This is a genomic window from Chitinophaga sp. 05T412 (assembly GCF_056396465.1).
In genome coordinates, this window is record NZ_JBFTLN010000002.1 from 820,654 (window position 1) to 836,226 (window position 15,573).

10 protein-coding genes are annotated in these 15,573 nt (G+C 45.4%); 6 read left to right on the forward strand and 4 right to left on the reverse strand.

Features of this window, described 5'->3' with window-relative positions; translation table 11 throughout:
* The first annotated feature begins 38 nt into the window (after positions 1–38).
* From AC1DFM_RS07000 to AC1DFM_RS07015, 4 genes are all read left to right on the forward strand, one after another.
* A complete protein-coding gene (locus tag AC1DFM_RS07000; RefSeq protein WP_477075984.1) occupies positions 39–1,142 on the forward strand; it encodes a hypothetical protein in 1,104 nt (367 codons plus the stop codon).
* A 107-nt stretch (positions 1,143–1,249) separates the two neighbouring features.
* A complete protein-coding gene (locus AC1DFM_RS07005; protein ID WP_477075985.1) occupies positions 1,250–3,238 on the forward strand; it encodes a PKD domain-containing protein in 1,989 nt (662 codons plus the stop codon).
* 25 nt (positions 3,239–3,263) lie between these two features.
* A complete protein-coding gene (locus AC1DFM_RS07010; protein WP_477075986.1) occupies positions 3,264–5,909 on the forward strand; it encodes a CHAT domain-containing protein in 2,646 nt (881 codons plus the stop codon).
* Between the two features lie 104 nt (positions 5,910–6,013).
* Positions 6,014–6,649 (forward strand): DUF5710 domain-containing protein, encoded by a 636-nt coding sequence (locus tag AC1DFM_RS07015; protein WP_477075987.1) that lies wholly within the window; start codon positions 6,014–6,016, stop codon positions 6,647–6,649.
* Between the two features lie 9 nt (positions 6,650–6,658).
* Here the strand turns inward: AC1DFM_RS07015 and AC1DFM_RS07020 are convergent, their stop codons facing one another.
* The 3 genes from AC1DFM_RS07020 to yhdJ all read right to left on the reverse strand — a co-directional run bounded on the left by AC1DFM_RS07020 (position 6,659) and on the right by yhdJ (position 9,485).
* Positions 6,659–7,513 carry a tetratricopeptide repeat protein gene (locus AC1DFM_RS07020; RefSeq protein WP_477075988.1) on the reverse strand — a complete coding sequence of 285 codons (855 nt, stop codon included), beginning with the start codon at positions 7,511–7,513 and terminating at the stop codon, positions 6,659–6,661.
* Positions 7,514–7,590: 77 nt separating this feature from the next.
* The gene (locus AC1DFM_RS07025; RefSeq protein WP_477075989.1) at positions 7,591–8,625 is read right to left on the reverse strand and encodes an endonuclease/exonuclease/phosphatase family protein; all 1,035 of its coding nucleotides are present in this window, start codon (positions 8,623–8,625) and stop codon (positions 7,591–7,593) included.
* A gap of 32 nt (positions 8,626–8,657) precedes the next feature.
* Positions 8,658–9,485 (reverse strand): adenine-specific DNA-methyltransferase, encoded by an 828-nt coding sequence (gene yhdJ / locus AC1DFM_RS07030; protein ID WP_477075990.1) that lies wholly within the window; start codon positions 9,483–9,485, stop codon positions 8,658–8,660.
* A gap of 275 nt (positions 9,486–9,760) precedes the next feature.
* On the opposite strand from yhdJ, the gene AC1DFM_RS07035 reads away from it, so the two are divergent.
* Together AC1DFM_RS07035 and AC1DFM_RS07040 are read left to right on the forward strand one after the other, a co-directional pair.
* Positions 9,761–10,819 (forward strand): helix-turn-helix transcriptional regulator, encoded by a 1,059-nt coding sequence (locus AC1DFM_RS07035; protein ID WP_477075991.1) that lies wholly within the window; start codon positions 9,761–9,763, stop codon positions 10,817–10,819.
* A 95-nt stretch (positions 10,820–10,914) separates the two neighbouring features.
* Entirely contained in the window at positions 10,915–13,308 is a 2,394-nt protein-coding gene (locus AC1DFM_RS07040; RefSeq protein ID WP_477075992.1) for a TonB-dependent receptor, read from the forward strand.
* A gap of 268 nt (positions 13,309–13,576) precedes the next feature.
* On the opposite strand, the gene AC1DFM_RS07045 is transcribed toward AC1DFM_RS07040, so the two are convergent.
* Entirely contained in the window at positions 13,577–15,562 is a 1,986-nt protein-coding gene (locus AC1DFM_RS07045; protein ID WP_477075993.1) for a SusD/RagB family nutrient-binding outer membrane lipoprotein, read from the reverse strand.
* Positions 15,563–15,573 lie beyond the last annotated feature (11 nt).

Genomic DNA, 15,573 nt, shown 5'->3' on the forward strand with positions numbered 1-15,573 from the left:
AAACAGGCAAAAAAATTACTCAACAAAAAAATATTTTTATGAAAACTATCTCTTTAAAAACAATGACCTATCTGGCTGCAGCCACTATGATTTTTTCCTCCTGTAGAAAAAACGACTCCCATGAAGTGGCGCCTGATAAGGGTCTCGACGGAAAGATGTTAGCCGAACTATTCAGCAAAAACGCACCGAAATTTGAGCATTTCACGGTAGATGGTTCCATGGGCGGCGTCATTACCACCAACAAAGGCACCAAATATAATATTCCAGCCAACGCTTTTATGACGGCCAACGGTGGATTGGTGTATGGTCCGGTAGACATCAGTATCAAGGAAATGACCAATGTGAGCGAAATGATTTTGGCGGACAAACCTACGATCACATCGAATGGACAGTTGCTGGTATCTTTTGGAGAGTTCTTTGTGAAAGCGGCGCAAAACAACCAGGACCTTTTCCTGAAACCGAAGAATGACACCGGCCCCGGCATCCGTGTACAGGTAAAGGCCAATCCCCGCGATAATGTGGCTAACGGCGTAAAGCAAGTGCCTATGTGGACCGGCGATACCATTGTAGTTTCCACGCAACATGGCTTCAATTATATTAATCAGCCAGCCACAGCTACTATACTGCAAAAAGTAATGCCAGGTGTACTCTGGAACCAGGTACAAAACAGCTACGCCTTCTTCAACGGCGCCAATGGTACCATGGACTTCCGCCTGGATAGCMTGATCCGCTGGGTAAACTGTGATGGACTGGCCTCAATGCCTAATCCTAAAACTACGGTGATGGCCTATTTCACCAATTATTTCAACCCGGAAACAAGTGCGAACTACGGTGGAGAACAACCTTCTATGCTGTTCTTTAAACCTAAAAATTTCAATACACTGGTGAAATTTTATAACGTCATCCTGAATCCTCCTGCTGGTAAAGAAGGTTTCCATAGCTATCAGACCTCTATCCCGGTAGGGCTGGAAGGCACCTTCCTCGCCATCAGCGCTGTAGGCGGACAGTTTTACGCAGAACAAAAATCAACAACAATCGGTACTCCTGCCGCAGGAGATAACTATACAACCGTAAGCTTTAACCTACAACCCGTAAGTGCTACAGATTTGCTTACACTGATTACAAGTATGAACGCCAAATAACGGCCTGTTATCCGTTTACACTTACTCCCAAAAAAGAACGCAATAAGTCAATCAATCAGGTTGACTTATTGCGCATTTTGCATAATCTTTATTTATATTTATGGTATATGCGATACGCCGCCCCTGTCCTGACACTATTGCTGTTACTGAGTAGCATTTGTAAAGCGCAAACACCTGTTGTCCCCATATTTCCACAGGATACCGTACCTGCCGAAATTGAATTACAGGGAACAGATGACAGCCTGCAACTGATAGCAAAGCTACGTCCGCTGCGACAACTAGCCGGAGCCCCCACTTCCTTTTACACCTACTTTTGGGAACTGGGAGATGGCACTTTTAGCTTTAGCAAAACACCAGCGCTACATTATAAAGATACCGGTACCTACCAGGTACGGCTATACGCTACCAATAACTATGATGATGGGAAAGCGCCTCCCACCAAACCCCGGCCTATTAAAATTAAGAAGCCGGTAAAAAACAGCGCCTGGGCGTCTCACTTTTTCCACGGCGGCGGTAACCTGGAAATGAAGATCAATCGTAATCCAAAGCCAGGTGAAGATTTCATGGCCTTAATCGGCTACCGGAACATCGGTGGTGAGATAGGCAGTGGTACCCTGCTCCTATTCTACAATGAAAAACAGTTCGGACACGCAGCTTTTAATCTCGCTGAAAAAAGAAGTTATCACGGAGAAGATAGCAGCTCCCTTAATACTTTGCTGGCACAAATAGAAACACCGCCCAGCAGCCCGGATATGGCTTTTGCCAAAGGCCCCGGCGCTGCTCCGGCCACGGCTGGCAGCAACGCCGCCACCAAAGCCATGCTGCAAGCCATGCAGGGAACATATAGTCATCATACCGTATTGCATTACAGCAATGTGGACAAAGCCGCAGAACATTTTCTATTCCTGAATATGCATACCCTGCCGGAAATGATACAGGATACCAACGCCACCGTTACCATGACGGCCATGCTGGTACCCGATAATCCATTGATGGTACCAGAATCATATGCCCTGGAAATGGCCGTGGTAAACTCTCACGACCCGAATCGCCTGCAATTGAAAAAGCACCGTATCAACTATCGTTTTATGGGGAAGAAAAAAGAACTGACCTATAAAATACAATTTCAAAATACCGGCCCCGGCCCCGCTAAAAGAGTGGCCATCGGCATCGCGGTACCCAGGCAATTAAATACGGAAACCATACAACTAAAGGAAATCAGCCCCGCCTGCATTGCCTGCGATTCCGCCTATGCGCAGCAAAGTTGTATTGACACCGTACGTACCAAAGACAGCATATACTTCGTATTCCGGAATATTTATCTGCCGGGGTTACAACAGGAAGGCGTTACCGATGAAGACTCTACCAAAGGCTTTGTACGATACTCGATTTTATTTAAGAAGAAGCCTAAAAAGATTCCTTTCAGCAGCAGCGCCGCCATTATATTCGACAAGAACGAACCTATTTATACCAACCGTGCTACAGCAAGATTCATCAAAGGCATTTCGCCAGGTATCGTTGCCGGTTATACGATTTTAGCTAACAGCAAAGATTACACGCTACGCGGCCCGATACAACTAGGCGCAGTACTGGCGCCATTTGCACCGGACCGCCCCTACTTCCAGGTGGAAGCTTATGCCGGTATTATGGAGAAAGAAACCTCCGAAACGCCTATTGCACGTGAGAAGCGCGACACCATCATTGGCGGCGAAACCTTTTTAATTGGCGGCCGGAACAGCGTTATCACTCATTCGCGCCAATCATTGCAATTAGTCCCACTTCACTTCCGGTACAATATCAATAACTGGATTGGCGTAGGTATAGGCGCCATGGCACAAATCAATATTCACAGCAGCACCTCCACGGAAGCAAAAGTATATCTGGCTCACATCCAAACCCCTAACGTACTTGCCCAAACGGTCAGCAATACGCTTAAAGACAATCCCAGATGGTTCGCCGACCTCAATGCAGCACCATTTGCAGATATACAGGTGGGGAAAATAAAAAGCGGTCCTGCTATCGGCTTCCGTTATCTTCATCAGTTAAGCGGCGATACCAAAGACAGATTCTTCCTGTATGCCATCTATAAATTATAATTAATCCTATCTTCAGCTATCATAAATGGCTGAAGATAGATCATACCTCCCCCTGACCAAATATCTACTGCTACTGGCAGTAGCAGGGCTCTTCATCTGTTGGCAAACGCCTGATTCCACCAAACGCCCACTGACGGCCTGGATTTACGCACAAATTCAACTCCCTGCCGCTAGTCCCACCGCCAAAGCGCAACAGCTCAAACAAGCCATTAACAGTATAGGGCATGCCCCCGTCAGCACCGAAGAAATACAAGCCTGGCAAGATCTGCTCATTAACCTGGGCTATGCCCATCTGCAAAGTGGCGATATTATTTCCTCTACAGATGCCTACCAGCAAGCCTTTGAATGGGGACGACAACATAACACCGTGACAGATCCCAGCCTGGTACTGGAATACATCCTGAAACCTTTGGGTAACAACTACACCAGACTGGGCGACTACGAGCAGGCCTTATTCATTCACCGCATGGCGCTGGAATTTGCCCGCGAGCTGGACGACAAACAAGCCATAGCCGCCACTTACAGCAATCTGGCCAATACAGCCGCTAATATGGGCGATTTAACACAGTCGCTGATATACTGCCGGGAAGGGCTGCAACTAGCCGACAAACGCAGCGCTACCTATGGTTTACTGCTATCCGAACAAGCCGATGCCTGTCAGCAGTTACAACAATACAGCGCCGCCAAACAAAGTATACAACAAAGCATCACCATACTGCGGCAGCAGCCTGCGGCCAATGCAGAAGCCGCGCACTGGCTGTTCATGGCCTATCAACAGGCCGGCGATATCTATCTCTCTACACCTGCTATCGCAGCACAATATTACCGGCAGGCCGCCTCGATGCCGGAAAGTAAACGCACCCTGCGCCAACGGGAACAGGCCCGCCTGTTGCTGCGTATGGGCAAATTACAGCTGCTACAGCAACAACCCCGGCAAGCCCTCGTACTGCTAGATAGCTGTGCCCACCTGCTACTACCGGGAAAGGATATACGTCATTTGACTAACCGGGATATCTATGGAGAATATACCCTGCTGGACCTGTTGTTTACCACTGCCAGCGCTTATCAATCCCTGAACGAACCCACTACGGCATTAACACTATATCGGTTGTGCTTTGCCACGGAACGGGAGCTGCGACAACAATACGTTTCCGCAGCGTCAAAAGAAACTGCTATTTCAGATAGCCGTTATCGTTATGAAACCGCTATTAACCTGGCATGGCGTTGCTGGCAGGCTACGCACCAACAGCAATACCAACAGGTCATCCTGCAGTTCATGGAAAACAGCAAATCGCAATTGCTCTGGGAGGAAATGCAGCAGCAAGCACATTATGCAGGCAATGACACCTTACATAAACGCATCCGTTTGTTGGAACAGGCACAGTTGTACTATCGCAAAGAAGCCCTGCAAACCGGACATCCCGATAGCTTATTGCAACAACGGGAGCAACGGATTGCCTGGGACCTGGCTACACTGCGAAAAAAAATACGCCCGGCCCCTGGCACAGACACCGACGTATTTCCAACAGATAGTATCCTTGGATTACTCGGCCCTCATCAACTGATCCGCACGTTTTTCACCGGCCAGCAGGCGCTTTACACCGTGGAACTGGACCACCACGGCATCCGATATATTGATAGCAGTACGATTGACCGCAATGCCATCCTGCATTTTTCGCAACAATACTTTGAAGCGGGGCCACAGGCCATGCTGAATAATCCTAAAGCATATTATAACGCCGCTTATCAGTTGTATACGCAACTGTTTGCCGCACATCCGCTGCAAACAGGCTATACTTACCTGTTGATGCCCGATGGGATACTGAGTACACTGCCCATAGAGGCGCTGGTGAGCAATGCCAGCTATACGCCGGCCATTGGGAAATGGCCTTTCCTCGTAAAACAAGCCACCATTTCTTACGCTTACTCCTTGCGTACGTGGTGGCTACAAATGCGGATCACCGGCCATCCACAAGGCTTTAGTGGTTTTTTCATTTCACAGCAACAAGGCGGGCTGGCGGATCTGCAAGGGGTGAAAAAAGAACAGGAAGGATTGCAGCCAATTATCAGCAACGGCCGTTGGTATGTGAATGAACAAGCCCATTCTACCGCCTTCCGGCAGGCATTGGGCCAGTCGGCGGTGGTACATATCAGTACACACGCATTCACTCAAAAAGATAGCTCGCCCGCGCCGCATATTATGTTGTACGACGCACCGTTTTATCTGTTTGAATTAAGTGGTTTATCACAACATCCTTCATTGGTAGTACTAAGTGCCTGCAAAACAGGCGACGGGCGACTGGTGACCGGCGAAGGCATACAAAGTATGGCCCACGCCTTTATGGCGGGCGGCACCCCTGCCGTAGTAGCCGCGGGCTGGAATGTGAACGATGCCACCGCCCCCTTGCTAATGCAATCATTTTATACCCAGCTGGCGAAACAAAACAACGCAGCTGTAGCCTTACAACAAGCTAAAATTAACTGGCTGAACGATCCGGCAGTGAGCGATCTGCATAAGCTCCCCTATTATTGGGCGGCATTGAGCTTCCAGGGGAATACGCAGGCGGTGGTATTACAGGCCCCCAGGCAATATTGGTATTGGGCCCTGTGGTTAATTCCTGTTGCTATTGCTGTATGGTGTTTCAGGCGAAAAAATCCTACCCGTAGCTGAACATACTGATGTGATGAAATTATAAAGTCCGCTCCGGCATATCCTAATCCGCTGATTTTTTCTTACATTCAGGGAAGAGAGTCCACCCAGTCATACCCTGCTTTATGTCATTACAACTGAATGTTCCCTTAGTGGAAAAAGAGCATGCTATAGCCAAGGGCGCCCAATGGGATCAGATCGCCCAAACCTGGTTTTTGCCGGAAGACCGATACGACCGGCTCATGGAAGTAGACCAGTGGATTCCCGAAAGGCAACCCTCTATTATTCTGCCAACAGAAATTACTATTGTACATGCACATACTTCATGCTGGAATTGTCGGCACGAGACCCAACTGATTGCCATTGCCGGGAATTATTTTTTTGAGAAAGATATGAACGACCGGGATGAGCCAGTATGGCTGGAACAGGATTTCTTTACGTTATTTCAACAGATATCTGCCGTTTCAGGCAATCTGCAAACTTTCCTGAGAGATTACTACCCTCACTATAAACCGGCGGCGGAAGGGCCTTATTGGTTAAATCACTGCCCTTCCTGCGGCCACTCACAAACGGATGGCTTCCTCTTTGAAGATGCCGGCATTTTCAGTCCAACAGAAAAAGAGGCCGCCAACCAATTGTTGATTAAAAATTTTCAGCTCAAATATGCACCGCTCATTGATGCCGTTTATACCCTCGGCGATCAGCTACGACTGATCAACGAGTTTGCAGAACGGAAAGATACCGCGGATGAGCAGGAATAAAAGGAGCGCTTACAACTCCACCTTTGTCTTTAAAAAATCAAAATACCGGCTGTCTTCTTCCGCAAAAATTTCTACTCCCTCCAGCATATACGCCCGCATTAAATGTTCCAGGGCTTGGGCTTCATCTTTTAATTCATAGAGGCATTCACCTAAACGCAGCTGCACAAAGCCAATGGCATGGGCATCCGGGCCATTCAGTGCGTCATAAAACGCAGGGGCAGCGGCGGCAAAATCTCCTTTAAAGAACAGCATATCTCCAATACTGGCATTCAGCCAGGTGCTGGCTTCCCATTCATGGCGGGGCTCCGGCAACAGCTGCAATGCTGTCGTAAATTTCTCCAGTGCCGCATCATAATTTTCTTCGTCAGCCAGCGCGTTGCCGGCTTCTGATAATATTTCTATTTGCTCGTATACCTCATCCGGCAGCGCTTCTTCTACCATAGATGCCAATCCCTGAAATACATGGAGGTACTTTTCATCAGCGCCTTCAAATACACGTCCGCCCGACTTTTGCATGGCTTCATTCAGGTATTGCGTAGCTTCTTCCATGGCGCCATTTTCAAAGAGCGCCTGTCCCAGCATAAATTCCCGTTCCCCATCATCTTGCCGTTCAGGATCGCATTGTTGCAGTATTTTTGCCCATCTGAGCATGGCAGGAAAATCCTTCAGTTCAAGATAAGTAGCTGTGATAGCGCCCGCCAGGGGGAAACTATCTTCATAACTTTGTTTGGGCTGGGGTAACAGTTCCCAGGCTTCTTCCAGCTTTTGGGCATATCTGGCCAGATCACCTTTCTCAAATAATGCTTCTGCTTCTTCCCAGATCGCCTCTATTGCTACAATAATTTTTTGATCCTGTATTTGCATGTATCCGTATTAAAAAGTCAAAGTACAGCGGAGAGCTGTACTTTGACAAAAATAGGATGGATTATTTTATTTCAGCATTATATCTCCAGTTTAAATACACTGAGTAGTCCTTTATGGTCTGTGGGCCAGGTACCGGCAGGCAGCAGGAATTGATCATTCCCTTTCTCTTCTGTCCGCTGATTTCTTACAATACTCCCGGATGGGCCTACTACGATACTTTTTTGCAGTTTTAATTTTTTATCTGGATAAAAATAGATGTAATCTATTCGTTCTCTCTCGTCTGCATCCGGCGCCCAGGCCAGCTTTTTCACTTCCACTGCTTTATTATCTGCCGGAAAGGTGAACCCTGGATTTTTTTCGGGAGATGGAAAAAGTACGCGATAGCTGTCTTTATATCCTTTGCCCTGCAGCATCACGGAACAGGTCCAGGGAACGACCATGCCATGGTGATCGAAGAGGTTTTGGGTGGCCGGTGTCCAGTCGAGATGACTGGCTTCGTTAAAGTCGCCGCCCAGGAATACCAGTCTATTGGCCTTAATATCTTCCGCAGCAGCTTGTAAAAATGCGGCGATGCCCTCATCTCTTTTAGATGCCGTGTTAGACGCCATAATGGTATCCAGATTAGTACAAGGCGCCGCCATTTTCTTCCAGGTCACGCCATCATAGCCTCTTGGCAGGTATACCGCATAATTCAGGTAATCAAGATGGGCGGAGTATACCGCTACCTCCCTACCCTTTACATTGGCCACCAGCTTATAAATAGCACCGCTTTCATTGAATATCACGGAGCTGTCGGTAATCGGATAGCGACTCAGCAACCCCGATCCCTGGCTAAAAAAGGAGTAATACTTTTTGCCTTTTGCGGCCAAAGAAGCCACCAGTCGATCACCCAGCCGGGTGTTATTATAGTTCCTGACTTCACTTAAGGTAACAAAATCGGGATCTATACTTGTGATCTGGTCTATGATGCCTTCATACCCTCCGGGCACCATAGTACCTTCCTGCCAGATGTTGAGTTGCAGCACAGATAAACGTATATCTTTTGCCATTCCTTTAGCCGCCAGCAGGACCAAACATCCGAAGAGGAGCAACGCCGTTTTTATTTGTCTCATAAAAAATATTATTTCAATAATGCCTTGCAAATTTATACATCATCATTCTCAAATGAACGGGTAGCCCGCTTTAAAGGTTCTCCTTTGTAATCCGCGGCCAGCTGCAGTCTTCGCAATCCTATCTTGACATATTCTTCCTGTAATTCAATGCCAATACAATTTCTACCCAGTTTCTTGGCCACCTCACAGGTGGTAAAGGTGCCCGAAAATGGGTCCAGTACCAGGTCGCCCATGTTGGAACTGGCCTTGATAATACGTTCCAGCAATGCTACCGGCTTTTGTGTAGGATGATTTTCATATTCATCCATACGATACCTTACACGGGCAAAATTCCAGACGTTACCAGGTACTTTCTGCGTATTATAGGCCGTGGGTATGGATTTGCGGTAATCGATCAATTTTCGCGTGGCGCCGGTTTTAGCTTCTATCAGAATATCCCCTGCGTTGAAAGTGTAGTTGCTCTTATCTTTCACCGCAAACAAAATGGGCTCATACATGGACCCAAAGTACTTCCTGGCCTGTACACCGGAGCTATCATACCCCCATATAATGCGGGAGAGAATATTTATTTTCTGTCGCAGGTAAATATCGAAGTAAGGCATGAACTGCGTGGCCGTCATCACATATAAGCTGCCAGTAGGTTTGAGCTTTCGCAGACAAAGATCCAGCCATTGATAGCACCAGTTAAGGTAGTCTTCTTCCGAATCCCATCTAAAAATATGTCCATTAAAATTTTTACCAATATTATACGGCGGGTCGGCGAAAATGAGGTCTACCGAATTATCGGGCACCATGGTTTGCAATGCCTCTAAAGCATCCCCATGAATGATCATATACCTGGACGTCCCGAATATTTCCATACCAACCGGATTCTGCAGGTGAATTTAGATAAAAAAAAGTCAGGATAAAATACCCTGGATTTTTTCATTTATAGACAATCGTTAGCAAGCAATCCAAACTATATCATAGCAGATAAAACAAAATGCTATTTATCAGCCAGCATCTGTTGAATAAATAAGTAAGCGTTGTTGCGCTGCCACCGCGCAGCAGCGGAAATAATATTATCTGGCAGGCCGTATGTTGGCCTATCAAAATTTCGCTTATATTTCACTTTATAAACGCGGTGTTGTTCCCTATGAATATTGGTCAGCAAATATTATTTTTTGTCAGTTCCCTGGGGGCTTTCAATGGGCTGGTGATCAGCCTGTATCTTTTCTTTAGTAAAAGAAAGAAAAACCTGTCCACTATATTCCTTTGCTTACTGTTGCTGGCGCTCAGCATCCGGGTTATTAAAGCCGTGTTTTTATATTTCGATCACTCCTTACCTAAAATCTATGTACAGATAGGCCTGTCCGCCTGTTTCCTGATCGGGCCTTCGTTATACTTCTTTTTCAGGTCTGCATTGCAAAATATCAATGTGCTACCCACTTCCTGGAAGTGGATATGGGCAGGACTTCTGGGAAGTTTGCTACTGACCGGGATACTGACTCCTTATCAAACTTATCCTGTATTATGGAATAGCGTTATCGTTTCTATCATCTACGGTCAATGGATGATCTTCCTGGTGGCAACAGGATTCGTATTAAAAAACGTATTGAAAACAGGCTTCACCAATCCTGCCATACTAACGGAAACTGAAAAGTTCTGGTTATTGCTATATGGCAGCAACTGTGTTGTTTGTTTCATCTTCATGCTTTCTTTTGCCGGCATTGCCTGCCATCTATACATCAGTGGCCCGGTGTCATTATCTATTTTATTTTACCTGACCATTTTTTTTCATTTCCGAGGCAAGAAAACGGATGCTATCCGTCTGGTGGCCAAATCTGAAAAAAAGAAAATCGCCGACACCGCTGCTAATACATGGATAGAAAAACTGGAAAAGGCCATACATGATAAGAAGCTATACCAGGACCCCAATATTAAATTAAACGATGTAGCGAAACAGATAAATATAACACCACATCTGCTCTCGCAATTACTGAACGAAAACCTGGGCAAAAGCTTTTCTACCTACATTAATGAGTACCGGATTCACGAAGCCTGCAAACTAATTTCCACCCACACACATCTTACTTTTGAAGCAATTGGATACGAAGTAGGCTATAATTCCAAGTCAACATTCTATGCCGCTTTCAGAAAAGTCAAGGATACCACTCCTGCACTCTACAAAGAGAAAGTATTTGATAATCAATAATTCACAGTACGATTTTATAAATCCGAACGCCTGATTTGTCAATATCAGACCGGCCCTGTCTGCGCTCTTTTTAGGTTTGCAGGAAACCGTTACTGATGACAAAATTTAGCCTGGCGATCTGTTTGCTGACGTGCTTATCATTTTTTGCTGTTGCCCAAAAAACCATCAAAGGAAAGGTACTCGATAACCACACCAGCCAACCCCTGGGGTTCGTGTCCGTAAGTTTACTCGCTTCACCCGACTCCACACTTATCCGGGGACAACTCACAGATACCGCCGGCATCTTCCTGTTACCCGATCTGCGGGCTGGCCGATATATCTTGTTATTTTCTTCCTTTGGACATGGTAAGTTATATAGAGATGTGATACTGGATAATGCTGGCGGAGGCCACCAGGACCTGGGACCGATTATGCTAACCACCATATCCAGTCAATTAAACGAAGTAATTGTCAATGGAGAAAAGCCGGTCTTACAGCGACATGCAGATAAACTGGTATTAAATGTATCTGGCAATCCATTATTCGCGGCGTCTTCCAATACATTCGATATCCTCCGGAAAATACCTGGCCTGCAAATCAATGCCGATGGTACTATGCAAATGACCGGTGGTAGCGCCCCCGGCATATTCATTGATGGGAAACAGGTGCCAATGAGTCCGGAAGAATTACAAAATTATCTTGCCAGCCTTTCGCCCGATATGATAGCATCTATCGAAATCATCAATAATCCTTCTTCCAAATATAATGGCGAACATAAAAGCATTATTGATATCCGGTTAAAACGTGACCTTACCCTGGGCTGGAAGGGCAATATCAGTAGTAACATCCAGCAAAATGCCTATACACTGGCCGAGAATAACTTACTATTGACCTACAAGGCAAAAAAACTTTCCTACACCGCCCGGCTGGGATATACCACCGGAACAAGTATTTACCGGTATTCAGCGCTGCAGCACCTCGCCAATACCAATATCATGACTACCAAAAACGGCGTCCCCACCAGCAATAACAACTTTAGCTATCAGCTTGGCGCAGACTATAATTTCTCGAAAACACATCATATAGAACTTATAGGACGTGCTTATCAGTCGGACCGGCATGTCAATTCCTTGAGTACCCTCCACACTACAGATGCAACCGCACAGCAACTGATATCAGATATCTATACGTTCAATAAAGCCACACCCCGACAAAATACCTATGCCGTTCATCTTAATTATAACGGGCAGCTGGGCAAGAGTCAGCTGGAAATACTCTCTTCTTTCTTAAAAATAAGTAACCGGCAAAATGAGGATATACAAACGAACAATGAAGAAGGGCATCGCCTCCTCGACTATTGGAAAACGGATCTTAAAAATGATATCCGGATACGCACTGTGCAGGCGGACCTTTCTGGTAATGTAGGGAAAGGAAAATGGAGTACCGGCGCCAGGTTTGCCTTTACTACCACCCAAAATCAACTACGTTACGACACACTCAATACGATGTTTGTATTTGAACCGGATAGCAGTCGCACCAACAGCTTTCAATACGACGAATATGTTTCTGCGGCTTATGTTGCTTACGAAAGAAAGGTGCATAAATGGAGCTATAGTGTTAGCTTACGTGCAGAACATACGCATAGTACCGGCAATGCGGTTTCACAACAGTTGCTCACTACCCGTGACTACCTGACCTGGTTGCCTTCCTTTAGTTTTACGTTTCCGCTTGAACAGGGCCAGCAGCTGCATGTGTCTTACAGTCGCCGCATTACCCGGCCTAATTTTGCCCAGTTAAATCCTTTCCGGTTCTATAATAGTCCGCTTAATTATTTTGTAGGGAATCCCTATCTCCAGCCTTCTAAAACGGATATGTTGAATATTGCCTATAGTCGGCAATCGCTTAGTATTACATTATTTGTTGGCAGAGAAACCGATCCTATGGGCCGCTATCCGGAGTACAACCCTGTTACCAATGTATTGGAATACCTCGGCCGCAACCTGCCCTATAATGATTTTGGGGGCATAGAAGTTGGCTTCCCGCTGACGGTTAACCGCTGGTGGAAGATGAATACCAACGTGCGGGGAAACTATAAAAAAGAAGTAACCCCTTATCATGAGGTGACTTATGCTATTCCTGTATTTGATTATACGCTTTCCGGCAGCCAGGTATTTAGTTTACCCAAGGGCATCACGTTCGATATTTCTTATCTCTATCGGTCTGCTACCGGGAATGGCTTATATACATTCAAACCTATGGGAAGTCTGGATTTGGGTATCCAGAAAAGTTGGCTAAAAGKGACACTTAATTCCAAATTMAATTTCTATGATGTATTTGATACCTATCGTTACCAGCTGACATTCCGGGAAAAAACAATTATCAATAACCAGCTACGGCACTGGTATGGCAACCATAAAGTGGCGGTCACCCTAAGTTATAGTTTTGGAAAATCTACTCACACCAGTAAAGGTGAAAGCAAAAATGACGAAGAAAAAAGGGCGGGCATGTAACTATTCTATACCTAATTAAAATTTATTATTTAATAGATTTTACCTGGCTGAATTTTTACATTATCAATGCACTGCCCAAATTTTCTATCTGCAAATTGATTTCAAATTTCGTTTTACAACTAAGTTCCGCTCATTCCGCCCTTCTATAAAAGCAATAAGGCCGCACGATGGCGGCCTTATTGTTGTCTTCACGTTGCTATTAAACCATTGGCAGTCTCTATTTTACCTGCCGGAAATTTTGCGTTACGCGTATTTTATTTTCTTAAGACTATTCCAACACATTTTTCCATTTGGTAGTACGGCCTGTAAACCATACTGGCAGATCCGGATTGTTGGTTGGGCTAATGATAGACCAGCTTTCTGGATCGGACGCCTGCACACTACTTGGATAAGTCATTCTTTCTTTCCATTTGTATTTGTCAAACATGGAAGCAGGGTTTGTTCCCACGTATTTAATTAATCTGCGGGCAGCGGTATACGGCACTTCGAAGTTCAGCATGTTGTAGTGCAACTGCAGCTGATTAAAAATTGCCTGTACTTGTTGCTGGCTGGACATTGCATCAAATTTCTGGGCGGCATTCTCCGCAAAATTACTTGCGTTGTACTCCATTGCGGGCTTGGCATTGATTCTGGAGTCATCCATTGTTGTTGGCATCGCCGGCATAGTGGTTTTAGAATACTGATTAGAGTTATTCAGATCATACCAATATTTGCAGGACAAGATAATTGCATTCTTGTAGTGCTCACGTGCGCTTCCATTCAGTTGACCAAAACCTCTTACTGCTGCTTCAGCCAATGAAAGCTCTGTTTCAACCGCATGAATGGTTGGATATTTCAGTGCAAAGTTGAATTCAGGGCGTACATTATATTCGGAAATCAGATTGTTCTCAGTACCCCGGTTTCCGCCAGTGTCATCGGAATTAGCGAGTCTGTTACGTAGTGCATTTAACAGGAATGCTTCACGTTTGCTCAGATCAGCTTTTGATGCTGCGTCCAATTCAATTGACTGGCTATTGTTTACGCCATAATAAAAGGTGGTTTTTGAAATATCGGTCAGGATAGGATCGTTGATGTAGTAGCCACGCAAAACCCTGTTTAAATAACTATTTACATCTGTATTGCCATCCCATTTTGTTTCAACCCCCAGGTATCTGCCCATACAGTCCGGAGCGAAGATATAAGCAACACGCGGATCAACAGTACCATCCAATAACCCTGTTGCGGAATTATCACTATTATAATAGAATAATGTTTTTCCGTTTATCACCTTGCTACCTCCAGTTGGTTGGCAATACATCACATCTTGCAGGAATTTTTTTCCTGCGGTGAAATCAGCTCCTCTTTCTCTGAAAGAACGTGTAATTCCTAATTCATTACAAATACGGTTCAGTGCAATAACAGCGATGTCGGCCACACCAGCCACATCGTTATAATCGGTCAGTAGCGGCTTGCCCTGCAACTCTGTCAGCACTTGCTTTGTAAGCGCAGGTGTCGCCTCGCTTACGGTCATTGCACAACGTAATCTTAATGAATTAATATACTTACGCCATTTCAAAATACTTCCGCCAAAAAGGATATCCTGTTGACTAAAGGATGCCTGCTGGGTAGAAGTGAGTGTCAGATTTGTCAATGCATCTTCGGCCACCTTAAAATCATTGATGATTTTAGGATAGATATCTGCCTGGCCCAGGTATTTGGCTTTAAGGCCATCAAGGCCGCCTGCAGAACCTGTTTCTATATATGGCACCTTATCATACATGTCAGTGGCTCTTTGATAAGCATAACCTTTCAATGCATGCATTAAAGTGATATACAGGCTATCTAAATTAGTGCGCTTAGCTTGTGGTGTGTTATTGTATTCACGTTGCGCCCAAAGTATTGGCGTCATCCACTGCGTATTCACAAAGTTGAAAATAGATTCATTAAACCCGCCTGTACCCCAGTCATGTTCAACATCTGCGAGCGTGTATGAACCTCCTTCAGCCATTACATTATAAATTTGAATGCCACTGGTCGTAACCCTTCCTCCACTTCTTACCTGGTGATAAACAGAACCATAATCACCACTCAAAAAGAAACCCTGGGTGAGCTGAGAAGTGAAGAAGCCGGCGATAACGCTTACACCTGACTTATCCGCCATATCTTTCGAATATCCATCCGGGTTTTGATATAAATCGTCCAGTTTCTTCTTACATCCTACGGCAGATATTAACAACGTAAGTAAGAAAAGTGATTTTAGATGTATGTATTTCATCTTAGTTGTTT

Excerpts from the sequence above, each read along its gene's own strand:
- AC1DFM_RS07020 (WP_477075988.1), bottom strand. The coding sequence starts at position 7,513 with ATGCAAATACAGGATCAAAAAATTATTGTAGCAATAGAGGCGATCTGG.
- AC1DFM_RS07035 (WP_477075991.1), top strand. The coding sequence starts at position 9,761 with ATGAATATTGGTCAGCAAATATTATTTTTTGTCAGTTCCCTGGGGGCT.
- AC1DFM_RS07005 (WP_477075985.1), top strand. The coding sequence starts at position 1,250 with ATGCGATACGCCGCCCCTGTCCTGACACTATTGCTGTTACTGAGTAGC.
- yhdJ (WP_477075990.1), bottom strand. The coding sequence starts at position 9,485 with ATGGAAATATTCGGGACGTCCAGGTATATGATCATTCATGGGGATGCT.
- AC1DFM_RS07025 (WP_477075989.1), bottom strand. The coding sequence starts at position 8,625 with ATGAGACAAATAAAAACGGCGTTGCTCCTCTTCGGATGTTTGGTCCTG.
- AC1DFM_RS07010 (WP_477075986.1), top strand. The coding sequence starts at position 3,264 with ATGGCTGAAGATAGATCATACCTCCCCCTGACCAAATATCTACTGCTA.
- AC1DFM_RS07045 (WP_477075993.1), bottom strand. The coding sequence starts at position 15,562 with ATGAAATACATACATCTAAAATCACTTTTCTTACTTACGTTGTTAATA.
- AC1DFM_RS07015 (WP_477075987.1), top strand. The coding sequence starts at position 6,014 with ATGTCATTACAACTGAATGTTCCCTTAGTGGAAAAAGAGCATGCTATA.